Source organism: Chitinophaga rupis (assembly GCF_900109685.1).
Classification (GTDB): domain Bacteria; phylum Bacteroidota; class Bacteroidia; order Chitinophagales; family Chitinophagaceae; genus Chitinophaga; species Chitinophaga rupis.
The window spans coordinates 321,772-345,490 of sequence record NZ_FOBB01000007.1 but is presented as its reverse complement, the minus strand read 5'-3'; the positions used below and the strand labels follow the sequence as shown (position 1 = coordinate 345,490).

Here is a 23,719-nt window from a genome sequence, read left to right as displayed (position 1 = left end):
GGGATTCCAGGGTACAATGCCGTAAAACTACTGAAAATGAATCATATAGCATTAAACGTGCCTAAATATTCCAGGGTGGAATAATCATTATCCACCATGCCGGATCCTATATCTAAAGCTGCCCGGGTTACGTTATATATACAGCCGCTTTATTATCTGGTTACAGCTAATAATTGCCATAAACCGGCTTTCACGGTATTGAAAAACTAAACCTGTATTCAAATGAAACATTCTGTAGTATTGATCCTGGGCATTATAACCCTTAGCCTGCTCAGTGTAACCTGTAAAAAAAAATCCACTACTCCCCGGCCCGAAGGTGACGACTGGCCCAGCGACAGTGTACGCATGGTGGCCCAGCAGCTGAATTTTCCCTGGGAAATACTTTGGGGACCTGATAATTATATCTGGATGACGGAAAGAGGCGGACGCATTAGCCGCATTGAGCCTAAAACCGGGGCCGTGCAGCCTTTATTAACTATCAATGATGTGAAAACGGATGGAGAGGGCGGCCTGTTAGGTATGACCCTGCACCCCAATTTTCCGCAGCAGCCCTACCTGTATGTAGTGTACAACTATGATCAAAGCGGGAATTACCGGGAAAAAGTGGTGCGGTACAGCTACACTAACAACACCCTTAACAGCCCACAGGTGCTGCTGAGCAACATTCAGGCAGCCGGTATCCATAACGGCGCACGCCTGCTGATAAGCCCTGATAATAAGCTCTGGATCACCACCGGCGATGCCAGCAACAGCGCCAATGCACAAAATACAGGCATCCCCAATGGCAAGGTGCTGCGCATTAACCTGGATGGCAGCATCCCTGCAGATAATCCGTTTGCCAATAACCCGGTATGGAGCTACGGGCACCGCAACCCTCAGGGGCTGGTATGGGCCCATGACCGGTTGTATACCGCGGAACATGGGGCTAATATTGAGGATGAGGTAAATATTATAGAGAAACAACGCAACTATGGCTGGCCGGCGGTAGAGGGGCCCTGCGACCAGGGAGCTGAGCAGAATTTTTGCAGCACGAACAACGTTCCGGCGCCCATCTGGTCATCCGGCAGCAGCACGGTGGCCACTTCCGGCATGGAATATTATAACAACAGCCGCATACCGGAATGGGGTAATTCCCTGCTGGTAGCTACCTTAAAATCACAGCGGCTGTACCAGCTAAAACTGTCGGCAGATGGAAAGCAGGTTACCAGCAGCCGTACCTGGTTTGTGAATGCTTTTGGCCGCCTGCGCGATGTTTGTGTGTCGCCGGCGGGGCGGGTATACCTGTGCACCAGCAATGGCGGGAATAATGATAAAGTGGTTGAGATCAGTGGTTTGTGATGCGGAACGCTAATGCCGAACGCGGAACGCTTATGTTGCACATTGTGAGAACTGCGATGTAATTGCTGAAGTTATAAATGCCTTAAAAACAGAGATCCCCGGTGCAAATACATGCACCGGGGATCTTTTTTATGCTTTTTGCTTTAAGCCTTCTGCTTTAAGCTTAGGATCAATCAGCGTTCACTTTACCTTTTACCTTAGCCATCACTTCTGCAGCGATGTTGTTAGGCGCAGGTGAGTAGTGAGAGAACTCCATGATAGAGGTAGCACGGCCGGAGGACAGAGAGCGCAGCTGGGTTACATAACCGAACATTTCGCTCAGCGGTACTTTGGCTTTAATAACCTGGGCACCTGCTCTTGATTCCATACCTTCCAGCATACCACGGCGACGGTTCAGGTCACCGGTAACATCACCCATGTATTGATCAGGGGTAGTTACTTCCACTTTCATGATAGGCTCCAGCAGTACAGGTTTACACTTACGGCCGGCTTCACGGAAAGCAGATTTGGCGCAAAGCTCAAATGACATGGCGTCAGAATCCACTGCGTGGAAAGAACCATCAAACAAACGGATCTTCAGGTTATCCAGCGGGTAGTTAGCCAGTACACCCTGGCTCATAGATTGTTCAAAACCTTTCTGAACCGCGGGGATGAACTCCTTAGGAATTGAACCACCAAAGATATCGTTGATGAACTGGTAGTGCTTGCCATCGTTCTCTTTCAGCCATTCTGCATCAGCAGGGCCGATCTCGATCTGGATGTCGGCAAACTTACCACGACCACCGGTTTGTTTCTTATACACTTCACGGTGCTCTATAGTAGCTGTTAATGCTTCTTTATAAGCCACCTGCGGCGCACCCTGGTTAACTTCTACCTTGAACTCGCGACGCATACGGTCAACGATGATCTCCAGGTGAAGCTCACCCATACCGCTCAGAATGGTCTGGCCGGTATCTTCGTCTGTTTTTGCGCGCAGGGTCGGATCTTCTTCTACCAGCTTGGCAATGGCCATACCCATCTTGTCCACGTCTGCCTGTGTTTTAGGCTCAATGGCAATGTGGATCACCGGCTCGGGGAAGGTCATGGATTCCAGCACAATGGGATGGTTCTCATTACAGAGAGTATCCCCTGTTTTGATATCTTTAAAACCAACCGCAGCGCCAATATCACCTGCTTCGATGAAGTCGATGGGGTTCTGCTTGTTAGCGTGCATCTGCATGATACGGCTGATACGCTCGTTCTTGCCGGTACGGGTGTTCAGTACGTAAGAACCCGCTTCCAGACGGCCGGAATAGGCCCGGAAGAATGCCAGACGGCCTACGAACGGATCGGTTGCGATCTTGAACGCCAGGGCTGCGAAAGGTTCTTTTGCATCCGGTTTACGCTCAATTTCTTCACCGTTGTCGGGGTTGGTACCTTTTACCGCTTCAATATCTACCGGAGAAGGCAGGTAACGGCAAACGGCATCCAGCATTTTCTGTACGCCTTTGTTCTTGAAAGAAGAACCGCACAGCATGGGAATGATAGCGATATCAATAGTAGCCTTACGGATAGCTTCGTGAATTTCCGCCTCAGAAATAGAGTTCGGATCGTCGAAGAATTTCTCCATCAGCTTGTCGTCGTATTCAGCAACGGCTTCTACCAGCTTAGCTCTCCACTCATCAGCCTCGTCCTTCATATCAGCCGGGATCTCGATCTCCTGGTAAGTAGCGCCTTTACCTTCTTCGTCCCAGATGATACCTTTCATGGTGATCAGGTCTACCACACCTTTGAAGGTATCTTCAGCGCCGATAGGCAGCATCAGGGGAACCGGGTTAGCGCCCAGCATTTCCTTCACCTGTTTTACCACGTTCAGGAAGTCGGCACCGGAACGGTCCATTTTGTTTACGAAACCGATACGGGGTACACGGTAGCGGTTAGCCTGGCGCCATACGGTTTCAGACTGAGGCTCTACACCGGATACGGCGCAGAACAGTGCTACCAGACCATCCAGTACACGCAGGGAGCGCTCCACCTCTACGGTAAAGTCCACGTGACCCGGAGTATCAATGATGTTAAATTTATATTGTTTGGTATCAGGCTGAGTTTGGCCCTGCAGGGTAGGGAAGTTCCAGAAACAGGTAGTAGCAGCAGATGTAATGGTAATACCTCTTTCCTGCTCCTGTGCCATCCAGTCCATGGTGGCAGCACCTTCATGCACCTCACCTATCTTGTGGGTTTTACCTGTATAATACAGGATACGCTCTGTGGTAGTGGTTTTACCCGCATCAATGTGCGCTGCAATACCAAAGTTCCTTTGAAATCTTAAGTCTGCCATAATATTAGAAATGACTGTATTTTAAATGCAATTTGGGGGGCAAAGGTAATCCTTTTTTAGAAATAAATAAAACCAGGATGTATTGCCAAAATGTTATTTAATAGTAAAACCATGATTCCCTGGCTTATCCAGGAATGTCCCTCCTATAAATAACCGGTAAAAAACCATCTATGGTGTACAGGCTGCCAGCTACCTGCAGAAAATAACCGAAAAAAAAGTACCTGTTGTTTATCCTACCCATTTACCTAATTTTTGTGTTATTGTTTTAAGGTTTGTCAGTTGAATGTGCAGGCTGCCCTGGCGCCTGGCAACGAATCCCAGAGATTGGAATTAAATTTTTAGTCAACCTCAATGCGCACTAATGAATACCCTAATTAATGTAACGTCTTGATTGTGACGTTTTAACCGAATAACACCGGTTTCTAAACCAAGATTATCAACTCTTTGTCAGGCTGCCGCACCGGCGCCTGATGTTCTGTTATTGCCATTATAGGCAATGCGGATAAATATTCTCATTCCTAAATGTTGTTCCATGAAATTTATCTACACACTTTTTTTGCCTTTACTGCTGATGGGTTTGTTAAGCAGCCGGGCCCGGGCGCAAAATACACAGCGGCAGGTAGTGGCCAGCAGCGGTGGCAGCGGCCTGGTGGGCAATGTATTTATCCAGTACACAGTAGGTGAACCGGTAGTGGCCACTTTTACCAGTGGCGCTACAATGCTTACCCAGGGGTTCCAGCAGCCGGAATACCCTCCCCTAACCCCGGGGGCAGATCCCGTCCGGAATTTTATTCTCTACCCCAACCCTGCCTTTAGCACTGCCAAAGCGCAGTTTGAGCTGCTTACCGGCGCCGGTGTGATGATACGGATCCTTAACAGCGCCGGGCAGCAGATGTACCAGCAGTTCCAGCACTATAGCCCCGGACAGGTGGTAATACCCGTTACAGTAAGCCGCTTTGCTGCCGGCATTTATTCCGTGATCCTGAACGTAAACGGGAAACTCTTCTTTGATAAACTGGTCATCCAATAAAATCTACGTTTATGCAATACCGTTTTACTCTATTCTCTGCCTGCCTGTTGCTGGTGGCCCTGCCGCTAGCTGCGCAAAAGGTACAGGTGCCGGTGAATGCAGGCGCAGCCTTTCTCCTGGTTAACCCGGATGCCCGCAGTGGCTCCGTAGGCGATGCTGTTACCGGCCTTGAACCCAATGTGAACGACCTGTTCGGTAATGCGGCAAAAATTGTATTTGCCGGCGACTGGGGCGTAAGTGCCTCCTACTCTCCCTGGATGTGGGAGGTGAATGACCGCAAAACACATATGGGTCATATTGCCGCCTTTAAGAACTTTAATGAGCTGGAAGGGGTGGGCGCATCCCTCAAATATTTTAATCACGGGGATATAACTTTCCGGGATAATAATGGTATGATGCTACAGCAGTACCATGCCGTGGAATATGCGCTGGATGCCACTTACGCCCGCAAGCTGAGCCAGCATTTATCACTGGCAGTATCTCTCCGGTACATCCGCAGCCAGCTGGGCCAGGGCAGCTATAACGGCCTGCAGCAAAAACCGGCATCTGCCGGCGCCGGCGATGTGGGGCTGTATTACCAGAACTACTCCGACATATTGGATTACGGCAACCGCTACTGCTGGGGCATTAGCTTCACCAATATAGGTTCCAAGCTTTCTTATACAGATGATAGTAACCGCCGCACCTTTTTACCCATGAACCTGCGCATAGGCGGCGGATTCACTTTTGTAAACACGGCAGACCATCAATTCACCATACTGGCCGACATCAATAAGCTGCTGGTGCCCACCCCGCCCGAATACCAGCTGGATGCTAACGGGCAGCCCACCAATGTGATCCTGAAAGGTAAAGATCCTAACCGGGGTGTAGTTTCTGCTATGTTCACCTCTTTATGGGACGCGCCCGGCGGTTTCCAGGAAGAGCTGCGGGAATTCACTGCAGGCGGCGGGCTGGAATACAACTACCAGCACCAGTTCTTTGCCCGTGCCGGTTACTTCTACGAGCATCCCAATAAAGGCTACCGGCAACACTTTAGCGCCGGCGTAGGATTGCGCATTCATTCCCTTCAGCTGGATGCGGCCTACCGCATGCCTACCACCGGGGTGCTGCAACGGGCCAGCCTGCAGTTCTCCGTGATCTATACCCGGCCTGCTAAACAATAATCCTTTGTTAATAACACAAAACATATACTAATGAAAGCATTGTACTTAGTCCTGTTCATGATAACAGCTGCAACCGTTACCGCCCATGCGCAGGAACGCACCCGTGACCAGCTGTTCCCCGATTTCCAGAAAGATATTGCCAAACAGCATACGGCAGCTGCCACTACAGCCGACCCGCGTAAAACGGCTACCTCTACCCGCAGCCTGCTTTTTACCAACTATCAGCAGCCCCGCAGCAATAACAGCAGCAGCCAGCTAAGCCGGCGCCCGGTTAGCGCTAATGGCAAACCCCAGCCTTCTGAAATATCTGCAGCAGAAGCCTTCAGGGCCATTAAGCCGGTAAAAATAGAAAAGACCCCTATTCAACAACAACAATAAAATCAGCTATACATGCAAAAGCGAACTTTACTCACCCTACTGATATTAATAGCCTTAACCGGCGCTTTACAGGCGCAGAGCGGGCTTACCGGTATCAATTACCAGGCGGTGGCCCGTAATAATAATGGCGTAATGCTGGCCAACCAGGCCATGACGGTACGCATTTCCATATTAGGCGGGGCTGCTAATGGCCCGGTACAATACCAGGAAACACATGATGTTACTACCAATACCTTAGGGTTATTTACCCTGCAAATCGGTAACGGTACCCCGGTAACCGGCACCTTTGCCGCTGTTCCCTGGGCGAATGCCAACCAATACCTGAAGGTAGAAACAGCTATTGGCAATGGCAGCTTTGAAACCCTGGGTACTACCCCATTCAAAAGTGTGCCTTTTGCTTTGCACGCGGCTAATACGACCCCTGGTCCGCAAGGCCCGGCGGGACCAGCAGGAGCTACCGGCCCTGCCGGCGCAACCGGACCGGCCGGACCTGCGGGGCCTGCCGGTCCCAAAGGTGACGATGGACCACAGGGTGTAAAAGGTGCACCTGGCGTTGCCGGACCAGCGGGACCCGCCGGACCGGCAGGACCTGCTGGACCTGTTGGTGCGAATGGACCTGCCGGCCCAGCCGGGCCTGTTGGGCCTGCCGGACCCGTAGGACCCGCTGGCCCTGTAGGACCTATAGGACCGGCAGGACCGGCCGGCAGCATTAACAGCGCACCTGCTGGCGGTGACCTAAGCGGTACTTACCCTAACCCGGTAGTAGCAGCTATACAAACCAAACCGGTATCTGCCACCGCACCCGTAGCCGGCCAGGTATTAAAATTTGATGGTACCAACTGGCTGCCCAGTGCAGATAATGCAGGCGGTGGTGGGCTTACCTTACCTTTTAGCGCCGCAGAAAATAATGCAGCTACCCTTTTCTCCATCACTAATGCCGGTGACGGTACTTCGCTGGAGGGTGTAAATAACACTGCTACATCCAACATCAGCGCTATCAGGGGCATCGTGAACTCCACTTCTCCCGGTGGTTTTTCCAGCGGGGTACGCGGTATTAACAATGGCACCGGCGGCTTGGGTGTTGGTGTATATGGCTCACAGAACGGCAGTGGCTGGGGGGTGTATGGCGTTACGCCCAATGGCTTAGGTGTATACGGTAATTCCAGCGCAAACGGTATAGGAGTATACGCCAACAGTAACACAGGCACTGGCCTTACTGCTACCAGTAATAATGGTATTCCTGCCAGCATTTCCATTTTCAATAATGCCAATAACAACACTGCATTAAATGTCAACTCCGTTGGTAATGGTACTGTTGTTAATGTAACCACCACCGGCAACGGTGCGGGCCTGCGTAGCTCTACTGCTGCTGGTTTTGGCGTGCAAGGCATTACCAGCGCGCAAACTTCTGCCGGTGTTGTAGGCGATAATAACGGCGGGGGCGAAGCTGTAGTGGGCCGTACCACCAGTGATATAGCCGGCGCGGTAGTAGGCCGGAATGATGGCGGCGGTTATGGCGTGCGGGGTTTTATAGCTACCAGCACCAGTAATACCGGTATAGGCGTGTACGGACAAGTGGGCCTTAATAACAGCACCGGACGGGCGGGCCGCTTTGAAAATTTCAATCAAACCAACACAGGAGGTAATACCCTGGAAGTAGAAACCAATGGCAACGGCAACATACCGGATAATACCCTGGGCAATGCCGCTTCTTTTAAGGTGAATAATACCAACAGTGTGGCAGCAGCTGTAAGAGGGGAAGTAAACACTATTTTTGGCAACTTTGGCGCAGCCGGCCTGTTCGGCACGGCTTCCGGTACCGGTGGTTTTGCCGGATTGTTCCACGCCTCTAACCCATCCGGTAACGGACCCGCGCTTGTAGCGATCACGGATGGTAATGGCAATGCTATTACCGCCAATGCCAGCAAGGATGGTAACGCCGTGGAGGCCAATATTGATGGTGGCGGTAACGCCCTGTATGCCTGGGTACCCACCTTTGCCACAGGCCGGGCCGGCAGGTTTAATATTTTCAACGAGAATAATACCAGCGATGTAATAACCGTAACAACTGTGGGTAACGGCACGGCCGGTAACTTTAAAGTGGACCGTACTACCGGTACTTCACCGGCAGTAAAAGGAGAGGTAAATTCCATTTTCTCCAACTTTGGCACTGCTGGCATATATGGCCTCTCTTCCGGTACCGGTGGCTTTGCCGGATTATTCTATTCCTCTAACCCATCCGGTAATGGCCCAGGCGTTATAGCCCTTACGGAAGGTACCGGTAATGGCATTACTGCTAATGCCGGTAAAAATGGTAATGGTGTGGAAGGCAGCTCCGATGGTGCCGGTAATGGCATTTATGGCTTTGTGCCTAATTTTGGTACCGGCCGCGGCGCACGTTTTGCCAACTTTAACTCCGCTAATTCCAGGGAAGTGGTGCTGATCAGCAATGTTGGTACAGGTACCGGGCTATTGGTGAACCATACCGGCCCTTCCGGTAATATAGCTGTTTTCCAGAGCGCCAGTTCGAATGTAGCCCGTATTAATAAGGCCGGCCGTGGCTTCTTTAATGGCGGTACCCAAAATAGCGGCGCCGATGTAGCGGAAGCTTTTGATGTAACCGGTAATATTCAGGCTTATGAGCCGGGTGATGTGCTGGTGATTGCTACGGATGCAGACCGCACCGTAGAAAAATCAAATGGTGCTTACTCTACCCTGGTGGTAGGTGTGTATGCTACTAAACCGGGTGTATTGCTGACTGAGGAAAACGTAGATACAGATATTTCTGATAAGGTGCCTATGGGTGTGGTAGGGGTAATTCCTACCAAAGTGTGCGGCGAGAACGGCCCTGTACGGCGGGGCGATATGCTGGTAACCTCCAGCCTGAGGGGTTATGCCATGAAAGCGGACCCGGATAAGGTAAAACCCGGGCAGGTGATCGGTAAAGCCCTGGAGGCCTTTGATGGTAACGGCACTGGTAAGATCAAAGTATTGGTGAATGTGAAATAAGCGGAATGCTTAACGCTGAACGCTTAAAGCCCGGGGTGTATGCTCCGGGCTTTTTTGTTTATAGGTGTAAGTTAAATGCTGTTTCCGGAGTGGGGCTAAGCTGGCTTAGAATTGAAGCTTATGAGCATTGGAAAATGTGGCCTGCCGGACTTTGGTGAGATGGCGCTGCCGCTGCGGAGCATACGAAGTGTTACTGCTGGTTCCAAATGCGAAAAGCTGACCACAACGTTTCCGTTATGACCAGCTTTTTGCTATATATCTTGAGCGTTCTGCTTCTGATTGAACTAGATGCGGAAGTGGGAGAAAGCCTTGTTAGCTTCTGCCATACGGTGTGTATCTTCCTTCTTTTTAAAAGCGGCGCCTTCACCTTTGCTGGCAGCTACGATCTCGTTTGCCAGCTTCTCAGCCATGCTTTTACCATTTCTTTCACCAGCGTAACGTACCAGCCATTTGATGCTCAAAGATACTTTCCTGTCGGGGCGTACCTCTGAAGGGATCTGGAAGGTAGCACCACCAATACGGCGGCTTCTAACTTCTACAGCAGGTGTTACGTTATTCAAAGCCTTTCTCCATACCTCGTAACCATTATCACCGGTCATCTGGCTTACTTTATCTACGGCGTCGTAGAATATTTTATAGGCAATGCTCTTCTTCCCCTGCTCCATTACGTTATTCACGAAACGGGTCACCAGTTTATCATTAAACCGGGGGTCCGGAGCCAATGGTAATTTTTTAGCAGCTTGCTTTCTCATTTATCTGAAAAATTTCTCTTGAATATTAAGATTATTTCTTAGCCTTTTCCTTTTTGGTACCATACTTGGAACGGCTCTGTTTGCGGTCCTTCACACCGGCAGTATCCAGGGAACCACGTACGATGTGATAACGCACACCCGGCAGATCCTTTACCCTACCACCACGGATCAACACGATAGAGTGCTCCTGCAGGTTATGCCCTTCACCAGGGATATAAGCGATCACCTCTATTTTATTGGTCAGCTTCACTTTAGCTACTTTACGCAGCGCAGAGTTAGGCTTTTTAGGCGTTGTAGTGTACACACGTGTACATACACCCCGGCGCTGGGGGCAGCTATCAAGAGCTCTGGACTTGGATTTAGCCCGGATAATTTCTCTTCCTTTTCTTACTAATTGTTGTATAGTAGGCATTCTTTACCTAATTTTTTTTGCTGTCGGTTTACAATGACATTCCAAAGTCCAGTAAAGGATTTTGGGAGGGCAAAGGTAAAACGAACTATGATAAATTCCAAATTACTTACTTCCAAATTCCAAAAAAACTCGCGCCAGCACTAAAAAAGCAGGAAATTGCCTCCTGAGAGCGGCAATATCTCCTTTTAAATTAAGCCGGGTGGACTGGTGAGCCTAAGAATTCCTTCCTAAAGCAGCTCTCCGAAAATCTCCGGCGTGTGTTTCCGCTGGTACTGCCTTAAACAGCCAATTCTACATCACATTTGCGGCACCTCTGCTGGTTACTATTTACCTCCTACCTAAAGCAGCAGGCTTATAACCAAAGGCTACCTATTATAAAAGAGCGGCGGTAATATCCCTCCACTCCTCTTCCAGAGTGCTGAACGGCATGCTTTTACCTGCCCGGGTGTACCAGTAGGCGGCATTGGACCGGTCGCCTTCCTTACGGTGCAGGTAGGCATGGATCCAGGAGCCGGTGCTGTTATCAATATCCTGCGCCACGTTATGCGCCTGTTCCCAGTCGCCCTTACCATCCCACCAAAGTGCCTGTAAAGGCCCGCTCAGCCCTTCGGGCGGCGCTGCCTGGCTCAGTGAGGCAATAAAGGCGTCTAAAGTCATGGGCACTTGTGTTTAAAAAAGCGGAGGGCAAAAATACAGAATCTGTTTGAGAATGCCGCCCTGTTAACGAGAATAGTCTATAAAAAAGCAGGCCGTTCCACTAAGAAACAGCCTGTGAACATAACACAACTAAAACTAATTATTTATCAATACGGTAGTTCCATCCTTTATCATCCGCTACTTTTCCGGTGCGGATGGCATCCAGGCGGCGGATCACCTCTGCACCTACTTCATATTTAGCGGTATCCAGCTGAATATGGTGGTCCTTATAATCCAGCTGCTCTACATAAGCTACACTGGATGCGGTGCCGGTGCCAAATACTTCGCGCAGGGTGCCTGCTTTCCAGGCTGCTACGATCTCGTCAATAGAGACCGGTCTTTCTTCCAGGGTCAGGCCCATCTCTTCCAGCAGCGTCATTACACTGGCGCGGGTTACCCCTGCCAAAATAGTGCCCTGATTCAGATCCGGGGTCAGCGCTTTATTGCCGATGATGGCAAATACGTTCATAGTGCCACATTCCTGCAGGTATTTGTGCTCCATACCATCAACCCAAAGGATCTGGTCGTACCCCTGCTTGCGGGCCTGCATAGTAGGGTACATAGCTCCGCCGTAGTTACCGGCAGCCTTGGCATACCCTACCCCACCGGGAAAAGCACGGATATATTTATCCTGCACCAGCAGCTTAATGGGTTTATTAAAATATGCTCCGGAAGGAGAATTAATGATCACAAACTTATAGGTATCAGAGGGGCGCACGCCAATAAATTCATCGGCAGCGATCATAAAAGGACGCAGGTATAAAGAACATCCTTCACCGGTTGGCACCCAGTTACGGTCCAGGTCAATGAGCATAGCCATCCCCCCAATGAAAAGCCATTCCGGTACAGCCGGCATGCCCATTCTTTCTGCAGAGATGTTAAACCGTGCGTAGTTATCGTACGGACGGAAGATCATAGGATGACCTTCCTGGTCTTTATAAGCTTTAATACCTTCAAAGATAGCCTGCCCATAATGCCAGGCAGCGTTGGAAGGGCTTACAGAAATATGTTGAAAGGGCAGGATCTCCGCGCTATGCCATTGTTCACCATCAAAATCAGCTACCAGCATATGGTCTGCATACTTTTTCCCAAACACCAGGTTATTAAAATCCACTTCATTAATACGGCTGTTAGTGGTTTTATTGACCTTGATCTGCTTTAATGCCTGTTCCATTACTGTTGCATTTACGCCTGGATAATCTACTACCATCATGGTTTATCAATTTTATCTCGATATTTTTACACAAATAAACTGATTTTTCCCCAGCAGGAACGATCATGTGATCACGAAAATCAATATCTATGTCTTTTGATCAATTGCAACTGGACCCATACTTTCTGGCTAAAATATATACCCAGCCTATCATTCCCGGGAAAAGCACCCCTGTTGCGGTGGAGCAAAAGCCCTTGCCTAAAGTGAAATTTTTAGGAGAAAATCAAAAAAACATCGTACTCGTCATACAAAACGAAAGCGGTGCGTATTTAAACGATGAATTGTTTAACCTGCTCACTAATATATTAAATGCGTGTAAACTGGGCATGCAGGATGTTGCGTTGGTAAATATAGCCGGCTTCCCTGCATCGCCATTATCAGTGTGGCAGCAAGCTGTGAGTATGAAACAATGTGTGGTGTTTGGCATCCCTCCTGCCAGCCTGGGTTTGGAGCCGCTGCCTGCGTACCAGATACACAGTGCAGGCGGTGTACAGCTGCTGTTCTCCGATCCACTGGAATTAATTGCTACTGATAAAGTATTGAAGGGCAAATTATGGAACGGCTTAAAACAACTTTTTTTATAATCAACTGAACCGCAATAAACTTTTGATCATCGCTTAACTACTGCGCTGATCATTTTTTACGGAATTAAATCAAACGCAACGGATGAAACTGGTATTTGCCACCAACAATGATAACAAGATAAAAGAGATCCGCTCCATGCTGGGCAATGTTTTTGAAATTATTACCCTGCAGGAAGCCGGTATTGATATAGACATTCCTGAACCGCACGATACCCTGGAAGCAAATGCACGGGAAAAATCTGAGACTATATATAAAATGACGGGGCAGAACTCCTTTTCTGAAGATACCGGGCTGGAAGTGTTCGCCCTGAACGGTGCGCCGGGTGTACTCTCTGCCCGTTATGCCGGGGAGCAAAAATCTGCGGATGATAATATTGCCAAAATGTTGCAGGAGCTGCAGGGGCAAACCAACCGCAGCGCACAGTTCCGCACGGTTATTTCCCTGATCCTTAACGGAACAGAACACCAGTTTGAAGGCATTTGCCCCGGTAATATATTACTGGAAAGAAAAGGCAGCAAAGGGTTTGGGTATGACCCGGTATTTGTGCCGGAAGGCGCTACGCGTAGCTTTGCAGAAATGGAGCTTACGGAGAAAAACCAGTACAGCCACCGGGCCCGGGCCTTTGCCAAACTGGTAGCTTTTTTGCAGAGCGCGAAAAGTGAAGCGTAAAAAATAAGCGCCGCTTACAATAAAGCCAGTCTTTAAAACGACAACCATTTAAAGGCGATGGCGGCCCCGAGCCAGGTACAACAATCATCAGCAACTATTCGAACAAAACCATAAATGGCACGCATAAAATTAGAGTTACCAGCACAATTTAACTTCAGCACAAACATCCCCATCCGTATACAGGACCTGAACTATGGCAAACATGTTGGCAATGACGCCATCTTGTCTATTATACATGAAGCCCGCATTCAGTACCTGGAGGCACGTAGTTTAAAGGAGCTGGACGAAGCCGGCACCGGCCTTATTATGGCTGATGTAGCCATGACCTATAAAGGGGAAAGTTTTCATGGCGATGTGCTGGAAGTTGAAGTGGCTGCTGCAGAGCATAGCGCCACCGGTTTTGACCTGTACTACCGTATTACTGCCCTGCGTAAGGATACCCGTATTTTAATAGCCGAAGCCAAAACCGGCATGGTATGTTTTGATTATACGCAACGCAAGGTAACCCGCCTGCCTGCTGCCTGGAAAGAACTATTGAATTAAGCATTAAACGAACGATGAACATGGATCAGCAATTAGCAACACTTATTAAAGACAGAAGAACGATCAAACCGGCTGCCATGAACGGCAAAAAAGTACCGGATGAAACCATTCAGCAATTACTGGAGCTTGCCAACTGGGCCCCTACCCATGGTTATACAGAGCCCTGGTATTTTGTAGTGTATAGCGGGGAGGGTGTAAAACGTTTCTGTACTGATCATGCGGAGCTGTATAAAACCCATACCCCTGCTGCGCAGTACATTCCGGGTAATTATGAGAAATTACAGCACCAGGGCGACCTGGCTTCCCATATTATTGCCATTTGCATGAAACGGGGCGATAATCCCAAGATCCCGGAAATAGAGGAAATAGCGGCCGTATCCTGCGCGGTGCAGAATATGTGGTTAGGCGCTGCTGCAGAAGGAATAGCCGCTTACTGGGGCTCCGGCGGTATGACGTACACCCCTGCCATGCAGGATTACCTGGGCCTGCGCGACCAGGATAAAGTGCTGGGCTTCTTTTACCTGGGCTATACAGACCAGCCGCTACCTGAAGGCAGAAGGTTGAAGCCGATGTCGGAGAAAGTGAGGGTGGTTACGAATTAAAACAGGTCCGGGTAGTCTGTAATAATGCCATCTACACCTAAGGCTTTCAGCTGGGCAATTTCTTCAGCGGTATCCGGTGTCCAGGGGATGAGCTTAATATCTTTTTCTTTGCAGCTCTGCACCAGCTGGGCGTTTACGAGCTTATAGTTAGGACTGTATACGAAGGGCGTAAAACCTAACGCTGTGAGGGCGCCATTCAGTCCGCCTAATTTATCGTCGCCTACCAGGAAAGATGTTTTTATATCAGGGTATTTTTTGTGTAATACCTGCAAGGTCCTTTTATCAAAAGATTGTATCACTACCCGGTCTGTGATCTTTTTCTGCTGCAGCACGGCCACCAGCAGGTCTACAAATTCTTCGGGCGCAGGTTGCCATTCGCCATCATGCCCTTCTACAGATTTTGTTTCAATGTTATACCACATGGGTGGATTCTTTTTCTGCTGCGCATATGCTTCTACTGAATCAATGAGCTCACCTAATAATGGTTTATAGGTTTTTATTTTCTGCTGGCGCGGAAAGTAAGGATGGGCTTTGGAGCCTACATCAAATCTTTTAACCTCCGCATAATCCATTTTATAAATAATGTAGTTATTCGTTCCATCTGCTGTAAACTCCTTTCCATCCGGTGTAAGGCTGAACAGTGGGTTAATGTAATGATCGTGGGAAAGTACTACCTGTTTGTCTTTGCTGATCACTACATCCATTTCCAGCGTGGTCACACCGATATCAATGGCTTTTTTCATGGCGGGTATGGTGTTTTCAGGCATTAGCCCGCGGCAGCCACGGTGGCCTTCTTCATCAAAAACCGGGAAGGTAGTTTGCGCTTTCATTTCTGACATTGCTATCAATAAAGTACCTAGCAGTAAAGTTTGTTTCACCATGTTGTATTGTAAATTAAAGGCTGAATATAACGGCTTATTGGCACAAGCAGTATTATGTAATCATTAATAATGCCAGAGTTTGTTAGCTGCATTGCTACAGGTAAGTAAATGGAATACCTTAAATTGCCGGGGTATTTATACAGTAACCATGAACATGCCTATCTTTGAAAAACATGGCCGCCGGCTACTGTGGCTGCTTTTACTATTATTACCCTGTGCGGGGTTACAAGCCCAGAAAGGGAAAAAACAGCCTGCAAAAAATCTACAGGACTCTACCCTGGCAGATAGCGCCCGTATCAGCAAACAGGTGATACAAAGCACTAGGGATACCAGCCGCTCCCGCGTATCAGATACCGCGGTGGCCATTATCATTAACCGGCTGGAAGGCTATACGCTTATGCTGAATGAGCTGGGCAGCACCCTTAAACGGGGATATGATACTGCTCACATTACAGAGAAGCTGCCACTCATGGATTCCACCCTGCATGTAATCAAGAACAATATTGCAGCTTTAGGCAGCACCCCCAATGTGCATGACTTGTATACCAATAAAGTAATGCTGGTGCAGCTGAACCGCATTTTAAAAATGTGGCAGGATGACCTGTTCCAGCACTATGCAAAACTGGTGAACATTAATGATACCCTACAACAGGTACGCAAGGATACTGCCATGCGCGCCGTACCTACGGAGGATGAGCTGCGCACCTTTTACATCAGCCAGCTCACCAGCCTTATTATGAAGTTCCGGCAAATTGATAAGTCTAACAAACAGGCCCTGCTGCAAATTGGATTGCTGCAGAATGAAGTGGCCATGCGGTACATAGCGGTGAACAACCAGCTGGGCGATATGGAGTTTCAGCTGGACAACTTCAGCCGGCGCATGTTCATTAAAGATTATACCTACTTATGGCAGCCCAAAAAACAATTGCAGGAACCTACGTTCATTACCGTGTTAAAGGATTCTGTGTACAAGAACCTGCAGATACTGCTCATCTTTTTTTCCGTGCAATGGCCGGTGCTTGTTATCTGGCTACTGCTGGCAGGCCTGTTTGCTTTCTGGGCATATAACAATACCCGCAAGATCCGGCAGCGCCATCCACCTACAGAGGCAGAAGCTATTTTACAGCACTCCCGTATCTTATACCGTTTCCCGGTGGCCAGTACGCTCATATTCGTTTTTACGCTGGCCGGCCTGCTTTCCGTGCAGTATCCTATCCTGTTCATCCAGCTAAACTGGGTGGTTACTATTACCGCATTGAGCTATGTGATAGGCCATTCCATACCCCGGCATTTGCTGAACCACTGGATAGCGTTGGTGGCGCTGCTGTTCATTTACTTTTTGAATAACCTTACCATACAGGCCACCAATGCGGAACAATGGGGGCTGTTCCTGGCAGCTATTGCCTGCATAATATTAGGCATCCGTTTACGCAGAATAACCAAACACAGCACGCTGGCCCTGCCTAAATATTCCCGCAACATGCTGATGCTGTTTATTGTGATGAGCGCTTTTTCCCTGCTGCTGGTGCTAACCGGCCGTGTTACAGCGGCCAAGATCATAGGCGCTACAGCAGCTATTAGTATAACCATGGCCGTTAACCTGGTATTCTTTGTGGATCTGCTGATGGAAGCGGTATACCTGCAGGTAGAGGCGAATAAGCATTCCAGCACTTTTATTTCCTTTATTGATTTTCAGAATGTACAGTCGCGCTTAAAAGTATTCCTGTACCTGTTTGCCACCATTACCTGGCTAATGCTGATAGCCCGCAACCTGTATGTGTTTGACAATATTTATGAGGCTATCAGCGAGTTTCTGGAAGCCGGCCGTACCATTGGTAACACCACCTTTACGTTCAGCAGTGTGATCATCTTTTTGCTGGTGCTCTGGATATCTACCGTCATTACACAGATGATTGCCTATATGTTTGGCGACACCGGGCAAAACGCTGCTACCGGTAAAAAGAAAAAACTGGGATCTGCCATTCTGCTGATACGTTTGGCGGTATTGGGGCTGGGCGTGCTGCTGGCATTTGCGGCTTCCGGCATACCGATGGATAAGCTGGCCATTGTGATAGGCGCATTAGGGGTGGGCATTGGTTTTGGCCTGCAAAATATTGTGAACAACCTGGTATCCGGTGTAATACTGGCCTTTGAAAAGCCTATTGAAGTGGGCGATGTAATTGAGCTGGGCACCCGGTCGGGCGTGGTAAAGGAAATAGGCATCCGCTCCAGTAAGATCTCTGCATATGATGGTTCTGAAGTAATTGTACCCAATGGGGACCTCATTTCCCAGCAGCTGATCAACTGGACCCTCAGCAACCGTACCCGCCGTGTGGAGCTGCTGATAGGAGTGGAATACGGATCAGACCTTAAACAGGTAACGGATATTTTAAAACAAAGTGTAAAGGGTTGGGAAGGCATGATGGAGAATCCGGAGCCGGTGGTGCTGCTGTACCAGTTTGGAGATAACTCCATAAACTTCCGCATCTTTTTCTGGATCATGGACCTGGGCCTTGCCGGCACCTTACAGCACGATGTACTGATCCGCATATACGAAAATCTGCAAAAAGCAGGTATCCAGATACCTTTTCCCCAGCGGGAGCTGCATATTAAGTCTGTGGATCCCACCATTTTACAGCAGTGGAAACCGGAGAAACCACCGGGGGAAGGAGCATCCAGCTAAAATTTAATATTGGCCTTACGTAACAACATCCCTAATTTTGTAATGTGTAATGATATTACCTATGTTCAGAACCTTGCTGTTGTTATTGCTTTTTACTACTGCTTTTGCTCAGGCGCAGGTGCTTAAAAACCCGGATGAAGCATTTACGCTGGCGCAAAGCTCCGGCAAGGAAGTGCTGTTGATCTTTTCCGGGTCTGACTGGTGTATTCCCTGTATACAGTTTAATAAAACCATATTGGCTGATAGCAGCTTTCAGCATTTTGCACATGACAAGCTGGTGCTGCTGGAAGCCGACTTTCCCCAGCGTAAAAAGATACCGGCCCCGCTGAAAACGCAGTATGAATCGCTGGCAGAGCAGTTTAATCCACATGGAGCTTTTCCGCAGATAGTGCTGCTGACCCCTGCAAAGAAAATGTTAGCGCAAGTGCCTTTCAACCACCAGACTGCGGGGGATTTTATTACCGCTGTGCGGCAAATGCTAAAATAACGTGTATGCAAAGCCATAAGGTACAGCTGCGGTTAATGGGATCAGACTTTGAGCTGATCGTTGTGGAGCAGGATGCGGCTACCTCACAGCAACGCTTACACGAAGGCGTGGCGGAGATACAACGTATTGAACAATTACTCACTGAATTTAATAATACTTCCCAAACCGCGCTGCTGAACCGGCAAGCCGGTGTGCAGCCCCTACAAGTGGATGAGGAAGTATATGCCCTTATAGCACGCTGCATCCGTTTATCCACACTTACACAGGGTGCGTTTGATATTACGGCAGGGGCATTAAAGGCATTGTATAATTTTAAAGGCAGCTCCTTTCAGCTACCGGATGCGGCTACACTGGCCGCTACCCTGCAGGCAGTGGGCTCCCAACATATACAATTACAAGGGGACCGTACCGTTTACTTATCGCGTAAAGGCATGCGTATTGGTTTTGGCGCAGTTGGTAAAGGGTATGCGGCAGACCGGGTAAAAGCCTTATGGATGGCTAAGGGTATAAAAAACGGCGTAATAAATGCCAGTGGCGACCTCACAGCCTGGGGCACGCAGCCGGATGGCAGCCCCTGGAAAATAGGTATTGCCGACCCGGATAATCCTGCTAAAATAATGCTTTGGTTACCGATAAATAATGCGGCGGTAGCTACCTCCGGTAATTATGAACAATACTTTGAGCAGAACGGCATCCGCTATTCCCATAATATAGATCCCGTGAGCGGTAAGCCGGTTCCCTTTATTAAAAGCGTAACGGTGGTGAGCCCCAGCGCAGAGCTGTCAGATGCTTTGGCTACGGCTGTAACAGTAATGGGGCGTGAGGCCGGCATGTACCTGGTAGATCAGCTACCGAATGTACATTGCCTGCTTATAGATGCAGAGAACCAGGTTTTTCAATCCAGGCATATTAATATCCATGCAACAGCATAATACAACAAGGCGGTATATTTTATTCGTGACGGCAGTGCTGATATTTGCGCTGCACAGCTGTGTAAGTGTAAAACCTTACCAGCGGGCTTACCTGAATGATGAAAATATGCAACCCGGTAAACGCGACATAGAAAAATTTGAAGAAGGTGCACATACTTACCGCGAAGGCGCCAGCGGCGGCGGCAATGGCAAAGCCAGCGGAGGATGCGGCTGTAACTGAATCAGGGCATGAAAAAGAAATATCTGGTATTAGGACTTTTAGCAACGGCTTTATCTGCATCTGCACAAAAGGCAAAAGACAGTACGTATAAAAAGCAGCGGGTATCGCAAACGGATGTGCAGCTGCTCTTCTCTTATTATACACAGGAAGGCGATCATTCTGCTGTTACCGGAGGTATAGGTACGGAGGCATTACAGGTATATGCGCCGGAGGTAACTATTACGCATAAACGTGATTCTGTAAATACCTTTCATGTTAATATGGGGGTGGATGTGATCACCTCTGCATCCACTGATAAAATAGACCATATTGTTTCCTCTGCCTCCCGGGTAGATGCGCGTACTCACCTGGATGCCGGTTACAGCCGGCTGTTACGGCGGTCCCGTGTACGGGTAGGTATCCACTCCGGCTTTTCTATTGAATCCGATTATTTTTCTGTACCTGTTGGCATAACCCTGAGCCAGGCAAATGCCGGCGGTACCCGTGAAGTAAGCGCTTCCCTGCAGGTATTCCTGGACGATCTGCGCTGGGGCCGGCTGGACCCTGATCATTTTTCACCTGAAAAGCTGATCTACCCGGAAGAGCTGCGGTATAAAGAATGGTTTACGGAGTACAAACGCCGCTCTTACAATGCCAGCTTTGCTTTGTACCAGGTGATCAATGAGCGCATGCAGCTGGCTGTTTTCCCGGAGCTGGTATACCAGTATGGATTATTATCCACCCCTTTTCACCGCGTATATTTTTTGGGCGATAGCTTAAAAGTAGAGAACCTGCCCCGGAAAAGATGGAAAATGCCGCTGGGTATACAGCTGAACACTTTTGTAGGCTCGCGGGTTATTCTCCGCTCCTATTACCGTTTTTACCGGGATAACTTTGGTATTACGGCACATACGCTGCAGCTGGAAGCGCCGGTAAAAATAACGCCCCGGCTTACCTTATCTCCCCTGCTGCGATATTATAATCAACAGGGCAGTAAATATTTTAAGCCCTATAAGGAGCATCTTCTTAGTGAGCGTTTTTATACTTCTGACTACGACCTTTCTACCTTTAACAGCTACAAGCTGGGCATGGGCATACGGTATGCGTTTTACAAACCTTTTTTGGGCAACTATTCTTTCCGGGAAGCGGCATTACGGTATGCGTTTTACAAGCGGTCGGATGGATTGTCGGCACATATGATCACTCTTTTGCTGGAAACCAGCCATACACGTACACATGGAGGGAAGGGATTATAACCGCATGTATGGCTAAAAAATATACCCTGACATGAACTTCACCAGGGATTCACTAGGGAAAAACATGGGATTTAGTAGGGAAAGTCATGAGAAAGACATGAGAGGGACATGGGAAAACATAGAGGGTCTTGTTCTAGAATAGGTTACACCTTGGTTAAATAATCCCGATTGAAGTTTATAATGGGGAGCTGATATTAGTTTTTTTCTTTTCTCATTTGGCAGCAAAATTTGCAACTGGCAAAAGTATTCCGGCGGAAAACTCACGGTTCCTAATAAACTGCAGCAACTAAATTTGGCGGTAAAAATATTTCCCCATAAATTTACGTAAGCAGTTACGTAACTAAAGATAGAGTTATGGATTTTTACGATGAAATAGGAAAAATGGCTCTGGGCAGCCGGCTGCGGCGCCTGAGCGACCTGCTAACGGAAGAGGCCTCACAGATCTACAGTCTGTATGCTATTGACATGCAGCCGAAATGGTTCCCGGTATTTTATGTACTATCCCGCGGGGAGGAAAGGACCATTACAGAGATAGCGCAGGAGATCGGACACACCCACCCTTCTGTAAGCCAGATTGTGCGGGAAATGGCTAAGAAAGGATATGTGAAAGAGAAGAAAGGCAAAAAGGATGGGCGTAAGAACTACATTACCCTCTCTGCTGCCGGGGAAGCCATCCGCATTAAAATACAGGATCAGTATAAAGATGTAGGCGCTGCGGTGGATACTGCCATGAAAACCACGCAGTACGACCTGTGGAAAGGCATTGCAGAATGGGAGTTTTTACTAGAGCAGAAAAGCCTGCTGCGGCGCGTGCAAGAGGAGAAAAAACAACGGGAAAGCACAGAGGTGCGGATCATAGATTACCAGCCCAAACACGCAGCAGCATTCAGGAAGCTGAACGAAGAATGGATCACTACTTATTTTAAAATGGAAGCGGCCGATTACAAAGCGCTCGACCATCCCAAAGAATACATTCTGCAAAAAGGCGGATATATCCTGATGGCTGTTTATAATGATGAACCAGTGGGTACCTGTGCCCTTATTAAAATGGAAGACGGCGGTTATGAGCTGGCCAAGATGGCCGTGTCACCCGAAGCGCGCGGGAAGAACATTGGCTGGCTGCTGGGGAATGCTATTATAGAAAAGGCCCGTAGCATTGGCGCTCATCGCCTGTACCTGGAAAGCAATACTATTTTAAAGCCGGCTATTAACCTTTACCATAAACTGGGGTTTAAGAAAATAACCGGCCCGCCCTCACCCTATGAAAGGGCTAACATTCAAATGGAGTTAATTTTGGATTGATACATTTTAATATTTAGATTTTACATGAATAGCCACCCGGCATAGGTGGCTATTTTTTTTAAAGTTGTTGTATTTAGCCTTTACTATTATTCCTCCAGGAATATTTTGCTGAATGACAAATATTCTTCATCCCGCTTTACCACTTTCACACCATAACGTTCTGTATCAAATATGCTCCAGTCAAGGTTTCCCCGTATCCAGGAGCGGAGCCCGGCCGTGTAATGCGGCAAATTTTTGTGCACTACCTTTCCGCCTGTAAGCAATTTATTTTCCAGGAACTGGAAGTGACGAATAGTTTCATTACAGACCTCTGTTACTTCGCGGATGGCATCATAGGGACTTAAACGATGCTCACCCTGCAGCAACAATACTACATTATGCGGCTCGTTGATCCGTTGTTCTTTATTAAAAGAAACCAGATCGTTTATCCAGCATACAGCCTCTATGCAGGTAAGGGTGAGCTGCTGCACCGCATCATGCAAACGGATCTCGTCGGGCAGCCAGGATTGCCCCATCATCTCTATTAGGTCAATGCAGGGGTACATGGCGCTGGTATAAGGCCGCATTTTAATATACTCTGCTATGCCGGGTGGCTGGGCAGCAAACCGGTTATCCGCTTCCCAGCAGGTGGCATCAAACAGGTTCTTCATGTTCTTTATAAAGCGGCGCTGCCAGCCCGGTGGGCAAAGGGCTTTCATGCGCTCCCAGATATCCATTAACCCGGCGGCTAAAGTGGCCTGCTCACTCAATACACTGGCCTGCCCATGTTCCAGTACGCGGATCATTTCCTGCACCACGCGCTCATGCTGCCGTTTGTTGCCTCCCAGCTGTTCCAGCAGATCATCTACCCTGAACAGCCAGGTACAGAAATCACAGGCCAGGCAAAGCTCTAAGTAATCAGCAGTGTGATAGATACGGGAAACGAACCAGGGAAACCTGGCCTGGCGGTAAGCTGCCATAAGTTGAGGAGTGGGCGCCAGGTTGAATTGCTGTACCCAATACATATTATGCGCATGCACATCATCCAACAGATGGCTGATGCTGGCCGGAAACGGACAACAGATCTGCGGTAGGTGTAACTGTTCCATACCGGTTATTTTAAGGGAGAACCTAAAGTTAGACTGGTTGACTGCGGTAAAATTTCATACCTGCGAAGGGGGGGGCGGCGGTAGTCGGTCAACCTGCAATTCTTGCTTATTGTTATTGCAGCAACACCATTGTTGATGATCAAAGTTACAGAGCCGTCCTGCAATTTTTGCTTATTGCCATTGT

22 protein-coding genes are annotated in these 23,719 nt (G+C 48.6%); 15 read left to right on the top strand and 7 right to left on the bottom strand.

Annotation, left to right across the window (positions count from 1 at the left end):
- The first annotated feature begins 222 nt into the window (after positions 1-222).
- Positions 223-1,338, top strand: coding sequence for a PQQ-dependent sugar dehydrogenase (locus BMZ54_RS24435; protein WP_089918373.1), 1,116 nt, complete (start codon positions 223-225; stop codon positions 1,336-1,338).
- A 169-nt stretch (positions 1,339-1,507) separates the two neighbouring features.
- On the opposite strand, the gene fusA is transcribed toward BMZ54_RS24435, so the two are convergent.
- Positions 1,508-3,655, bottom strand: coding sequence for an elongation factor G (gene fusA, locus BMZ54_RS24430; RefSeq protein WP_202909343.1), 2,148 nt, complete (start codon positions 3,653-3,655; stop codon positions 1,508-1,510).
- Between the two features lie 532 nt (positions 3,656-4,187).
- On the opposite strand from fusA, the gene BMZ54_RS24425 reads away from it, so the two are divergent.
- From BMZ54_RS24425 to BMZ54_RS24410, 4 genes are read left to right on the top strand one after another with little or no spacing between them, the layout of a single operon-like run.
- Positions 4,188-4,685 (top strand): T9SS type A sorting domain-containing protein, encoded by a 498-nt coding sequence (locus tag BMZ54_RS24425; RefSeq protein ID WP_162277660.1) that lies wholly within the window; start codon positions 4,188-4,190, stop codon positions 4,683-4,685.
- Between the two features lie 11 nt (positions 4,686-4,696).
- Positions 4,697-5,848 (top strand): type IX secretion system outer membrane channel protein PorV, encoded by a 1,152-nt coding sequence (porV, locus tag BMZ54_RS24420; protein WP_089918367.1) that lies wholly within the window; start codon positions 4,697-4,699, stop codon positions 5,846-5,848.
- Between the two features lie 30 nt (positions 5,849-5,878).
- Complete coding sequence (locus BMZ54_RS24415; protein ID WP_089918365.1) at positions 5,879-6,226, top strand: hypothetical protein; 348 nt, start codon at positions 5,879-5,881, stop codon at positions 6,224-6,226.
- A gap of 12 nt (positions 6,227-6,238) precedes the next feature.
- The gene (locus tag BMZ54_RS24410) at positions 6,239-9,235 is read left to right on the top strand and encodes a beta strand repeat-containing protein (RefSeq protein ID WP_202909342.1); all 2,997 of its coding nucleotides are present in this window, start codon (positions 6,239-6,241) and stop codon (positions 9,233-9,235) included.
- Positions 9,236-9,519: 284 nt separating this feature from the next.
- Here the strand turns inward: BMZ54_RS24410 and rpsG are convergent, their stop codons facing one another.
- From rpsG to BMZ54_RS24390, 4 genes are all read right to left on the bottom strand, one after another.
- Positions 9,520-9,987 (bottom strand): 30S ribosomal protein S7, encoded by a 468-nt coding sequence (gene rpsG, locus BMZ54_RS24405; RefSeq protein ID WP_089918363.1) that lies wholly within the window; start codon positions 9,985-9,987, stop codon positions 9,520-9,522.
- Between the two features lie 31 nt (positions 9,988-10,018).
- The gene (gene rpsL / locus BMZ54_RS24400; protein WP_089918361.1) at positions 10,019-10,399 is read right to left on the bottom strand and encodes a 30S ribosomal protein S12; all 381 of its coding nucleotides are present in this window, start codon (positions 10,397-10,399) and stop codon (positions 10,019-10,021) included.
- Between the two features lie 372 nt (positions 10,400-10,771).
- On the bottom strand, positions 10,772-11,056 hold the full coding sequence (locus BMZ54_RS24395; protein WP_089918359.1) for a hypothetical protein: 285 nt from the start codon (positions 11,054-11,056) through the stop codon (positions 10,772-10,774).
- Between the two features lie 139 nt (positions 11,057-11,195).
- A complete protein-coding gene (locus BMZ54_RS24390) occupies positions 11,196-12,308 on the bottom strand; it encodes a branched-chain amino acid aminotransferase (protein ID WP_238386679.1) in 1,113 nt (370 codons plus the stop codon).
- An 89-nt stretch (positions 12,309-12,397) separates the two neighbouring features.
- Between BMZ54_RS24390 and BMZ54_RS24385 the strand changes: the two genes are divergently transcribed.
- From BMZ54_RS24385 to BMZ54_RS24370, 4 genes are all read left to right on the top strand, one after another.
- Positions 12,398-12,892 carry a hypothetical protein gene (locus BMZ54_RS24385; RefSeq protein WP_089918357.1) on the top strand — a complete coding sequence of 165 codons (495 nt, stop codon included), beginning with the start codon at positions 12,398-12,400 and terminating at the stop codon, positions 12,890-12,892.
- A gap of 82 nt (positions 12,893-12,974) precedes the next feature.
- The gene (gene rdgB, locus BMZ54_RS24380) at positions 12,975-13,562 is read left to right on the top strand and encodes an RdgB/HAM1 family non-canonical purine NTP pyrophosphatase (RefSeq protein WP_089918355.1); all 588 of its coding nucleotides are present in this window, start codon (positions 12,975-12,977) and stop codon (positions 13,560-13,562) included.
- A 114-nt stretch (positions 13,563-13,676) separates the two neighbouring features.
- Positions 13,677-14,105, top strand: coding sequence for an acyl-CoA thioesterase (locus BMZ54_RS24375; RefSeq protein ID WP_089918353.1), 429 nt, complete (start codon positions 13,677-13,679; stop codon positions 14,103-14,105).
- A gap of 20 nt (positions 14,106-14,125) precedes the next feature.
- Positions 14,126-14,707 (top strand): nitroreductase family protein, encoded by a 582-nt coding sequence (locus tag BMZ54_RS24370; protein WP_089918517.1) that lies wholly within the window; start codon positions 14,126-14,128, stop codon positions 14,705-14,707.
- Here BMZ54_RS24370 and BMZ54_RS24365 read toward each other — a convergent pair.
- On the bottom strand, positions 14,704-15,588 hold the full coding sequence (locus BMZ54_RS24365) for a glycerophosphodiester phosphodiesterase (RefSeq protein WP_089918351.1): 885 nt from the start codon (positions 15,586-15,588) through the stop codon (positions 14,704-14,706). The genes BMZ54_RS24370 and BMZ54_RS24365 overlap by 4 nt on opposite strands.
- Positions 15,589-15,736: 148 nt before the next feature.
- On the opposite strand from BMZ54_RS24365, the gene BMZ54_RS24360 reads away from it, so the two are divergent.
- The 6 genes from BMZ54_RS24360 to BMZ54_RS24335 all read left to right on the top strand — a co-directional run bounded on the left by BMZ54_RS24360 (position 15,737) and on the right by BMZ54_RS24335 (position 22,447).
- Positions 15,737-18,271, top strand: coding sequence for a mechanosensitive ion channel family protein (locus BMZ54_RS24360; RefSeq protein ID WP_143081120.1), 2,535 nt, complete (start codon positions 15,737-15,739; stop codon positions 18,269-18,271).
- Between the two features lie 61 nt (positions 18,272-18,332).
- Complete coding sequence (locus tag BMZ54_RS24355) at positions 18,333-18,758, top strand: thioredoxin family protein (RefSeq protein ID WP_162277659.1); 426 nt, start codon at positions 18,333-18,335, stop codon at positions 18,756-18,758.
- Positions 18,759-18,763: 5 nt separating this feature from the next.
- Complete coding sequence (locus BMZ54_RS24350; RefSeq protein ID WP_089918346.1) at positions 18,764-19,690, top strand: FAD:protein FMN transferase; 927 nt, start codon at positions 18,764-18,766, stop codon at positions 19,688-19,690.
- Entirely contained in the window at positions 19,677-19,910 is a 234-nt protein-coding gene (locus BMZ54_RS24345) for a DUF4266 domain-containing protein (protein WP_089918345.1), read from the top strand. Before BMZ54_RS24350 ends, BMZ54_RS24345 begins: the two co-directional genes overlap by 14 nt.
- A gap of 8 nt (positions 19,911-19,918) precedes the next feature.
- On the top strand, positions 19,919-21,145 hold the full coding sequence (locus BMZ54_RS24340; RefSeq protein WP_089918343.1) for a DUF3570 domain-containing protein: 1,227 nt from the start codon (positions 19,919-19,921) through the stop codon (positions 21,143-21,145).
- 354 nt (positions 21,146-21,499) lie between these two features.
- A complete protein-coding gene (locus tag BMZ54_RS24335) occupies positions 21,500-22,447 on the top strand; it encodes a bifunctional helix-turn-helix transcriptional regulator/GNAT family N-acetyltransferase (protein WP_089918341.1) in 948 nt (315 codons plus the stop codon).
- An 86-nt stretch (positions 22,448-22,533) separates the two neighbouring features.
- Here BMZ54_RS24335 and BMZ54_RS24330 read toward each other — a convergent pair whose 3' ends face one another.
- Positions 22,534-23,535 (bottom strand): terpene synthase family protein, encoded by a 1,002-nt coding sequence (locus BMZ54_RS24330; protein ID WP_089918338.1) that lies wholly within the window; start codon positions 23,533-23,535, stop codon positions 22,534-22,536.
- Between the last annotated feature and the right edge of the window lie 184 nt (positions 23,536-23,719).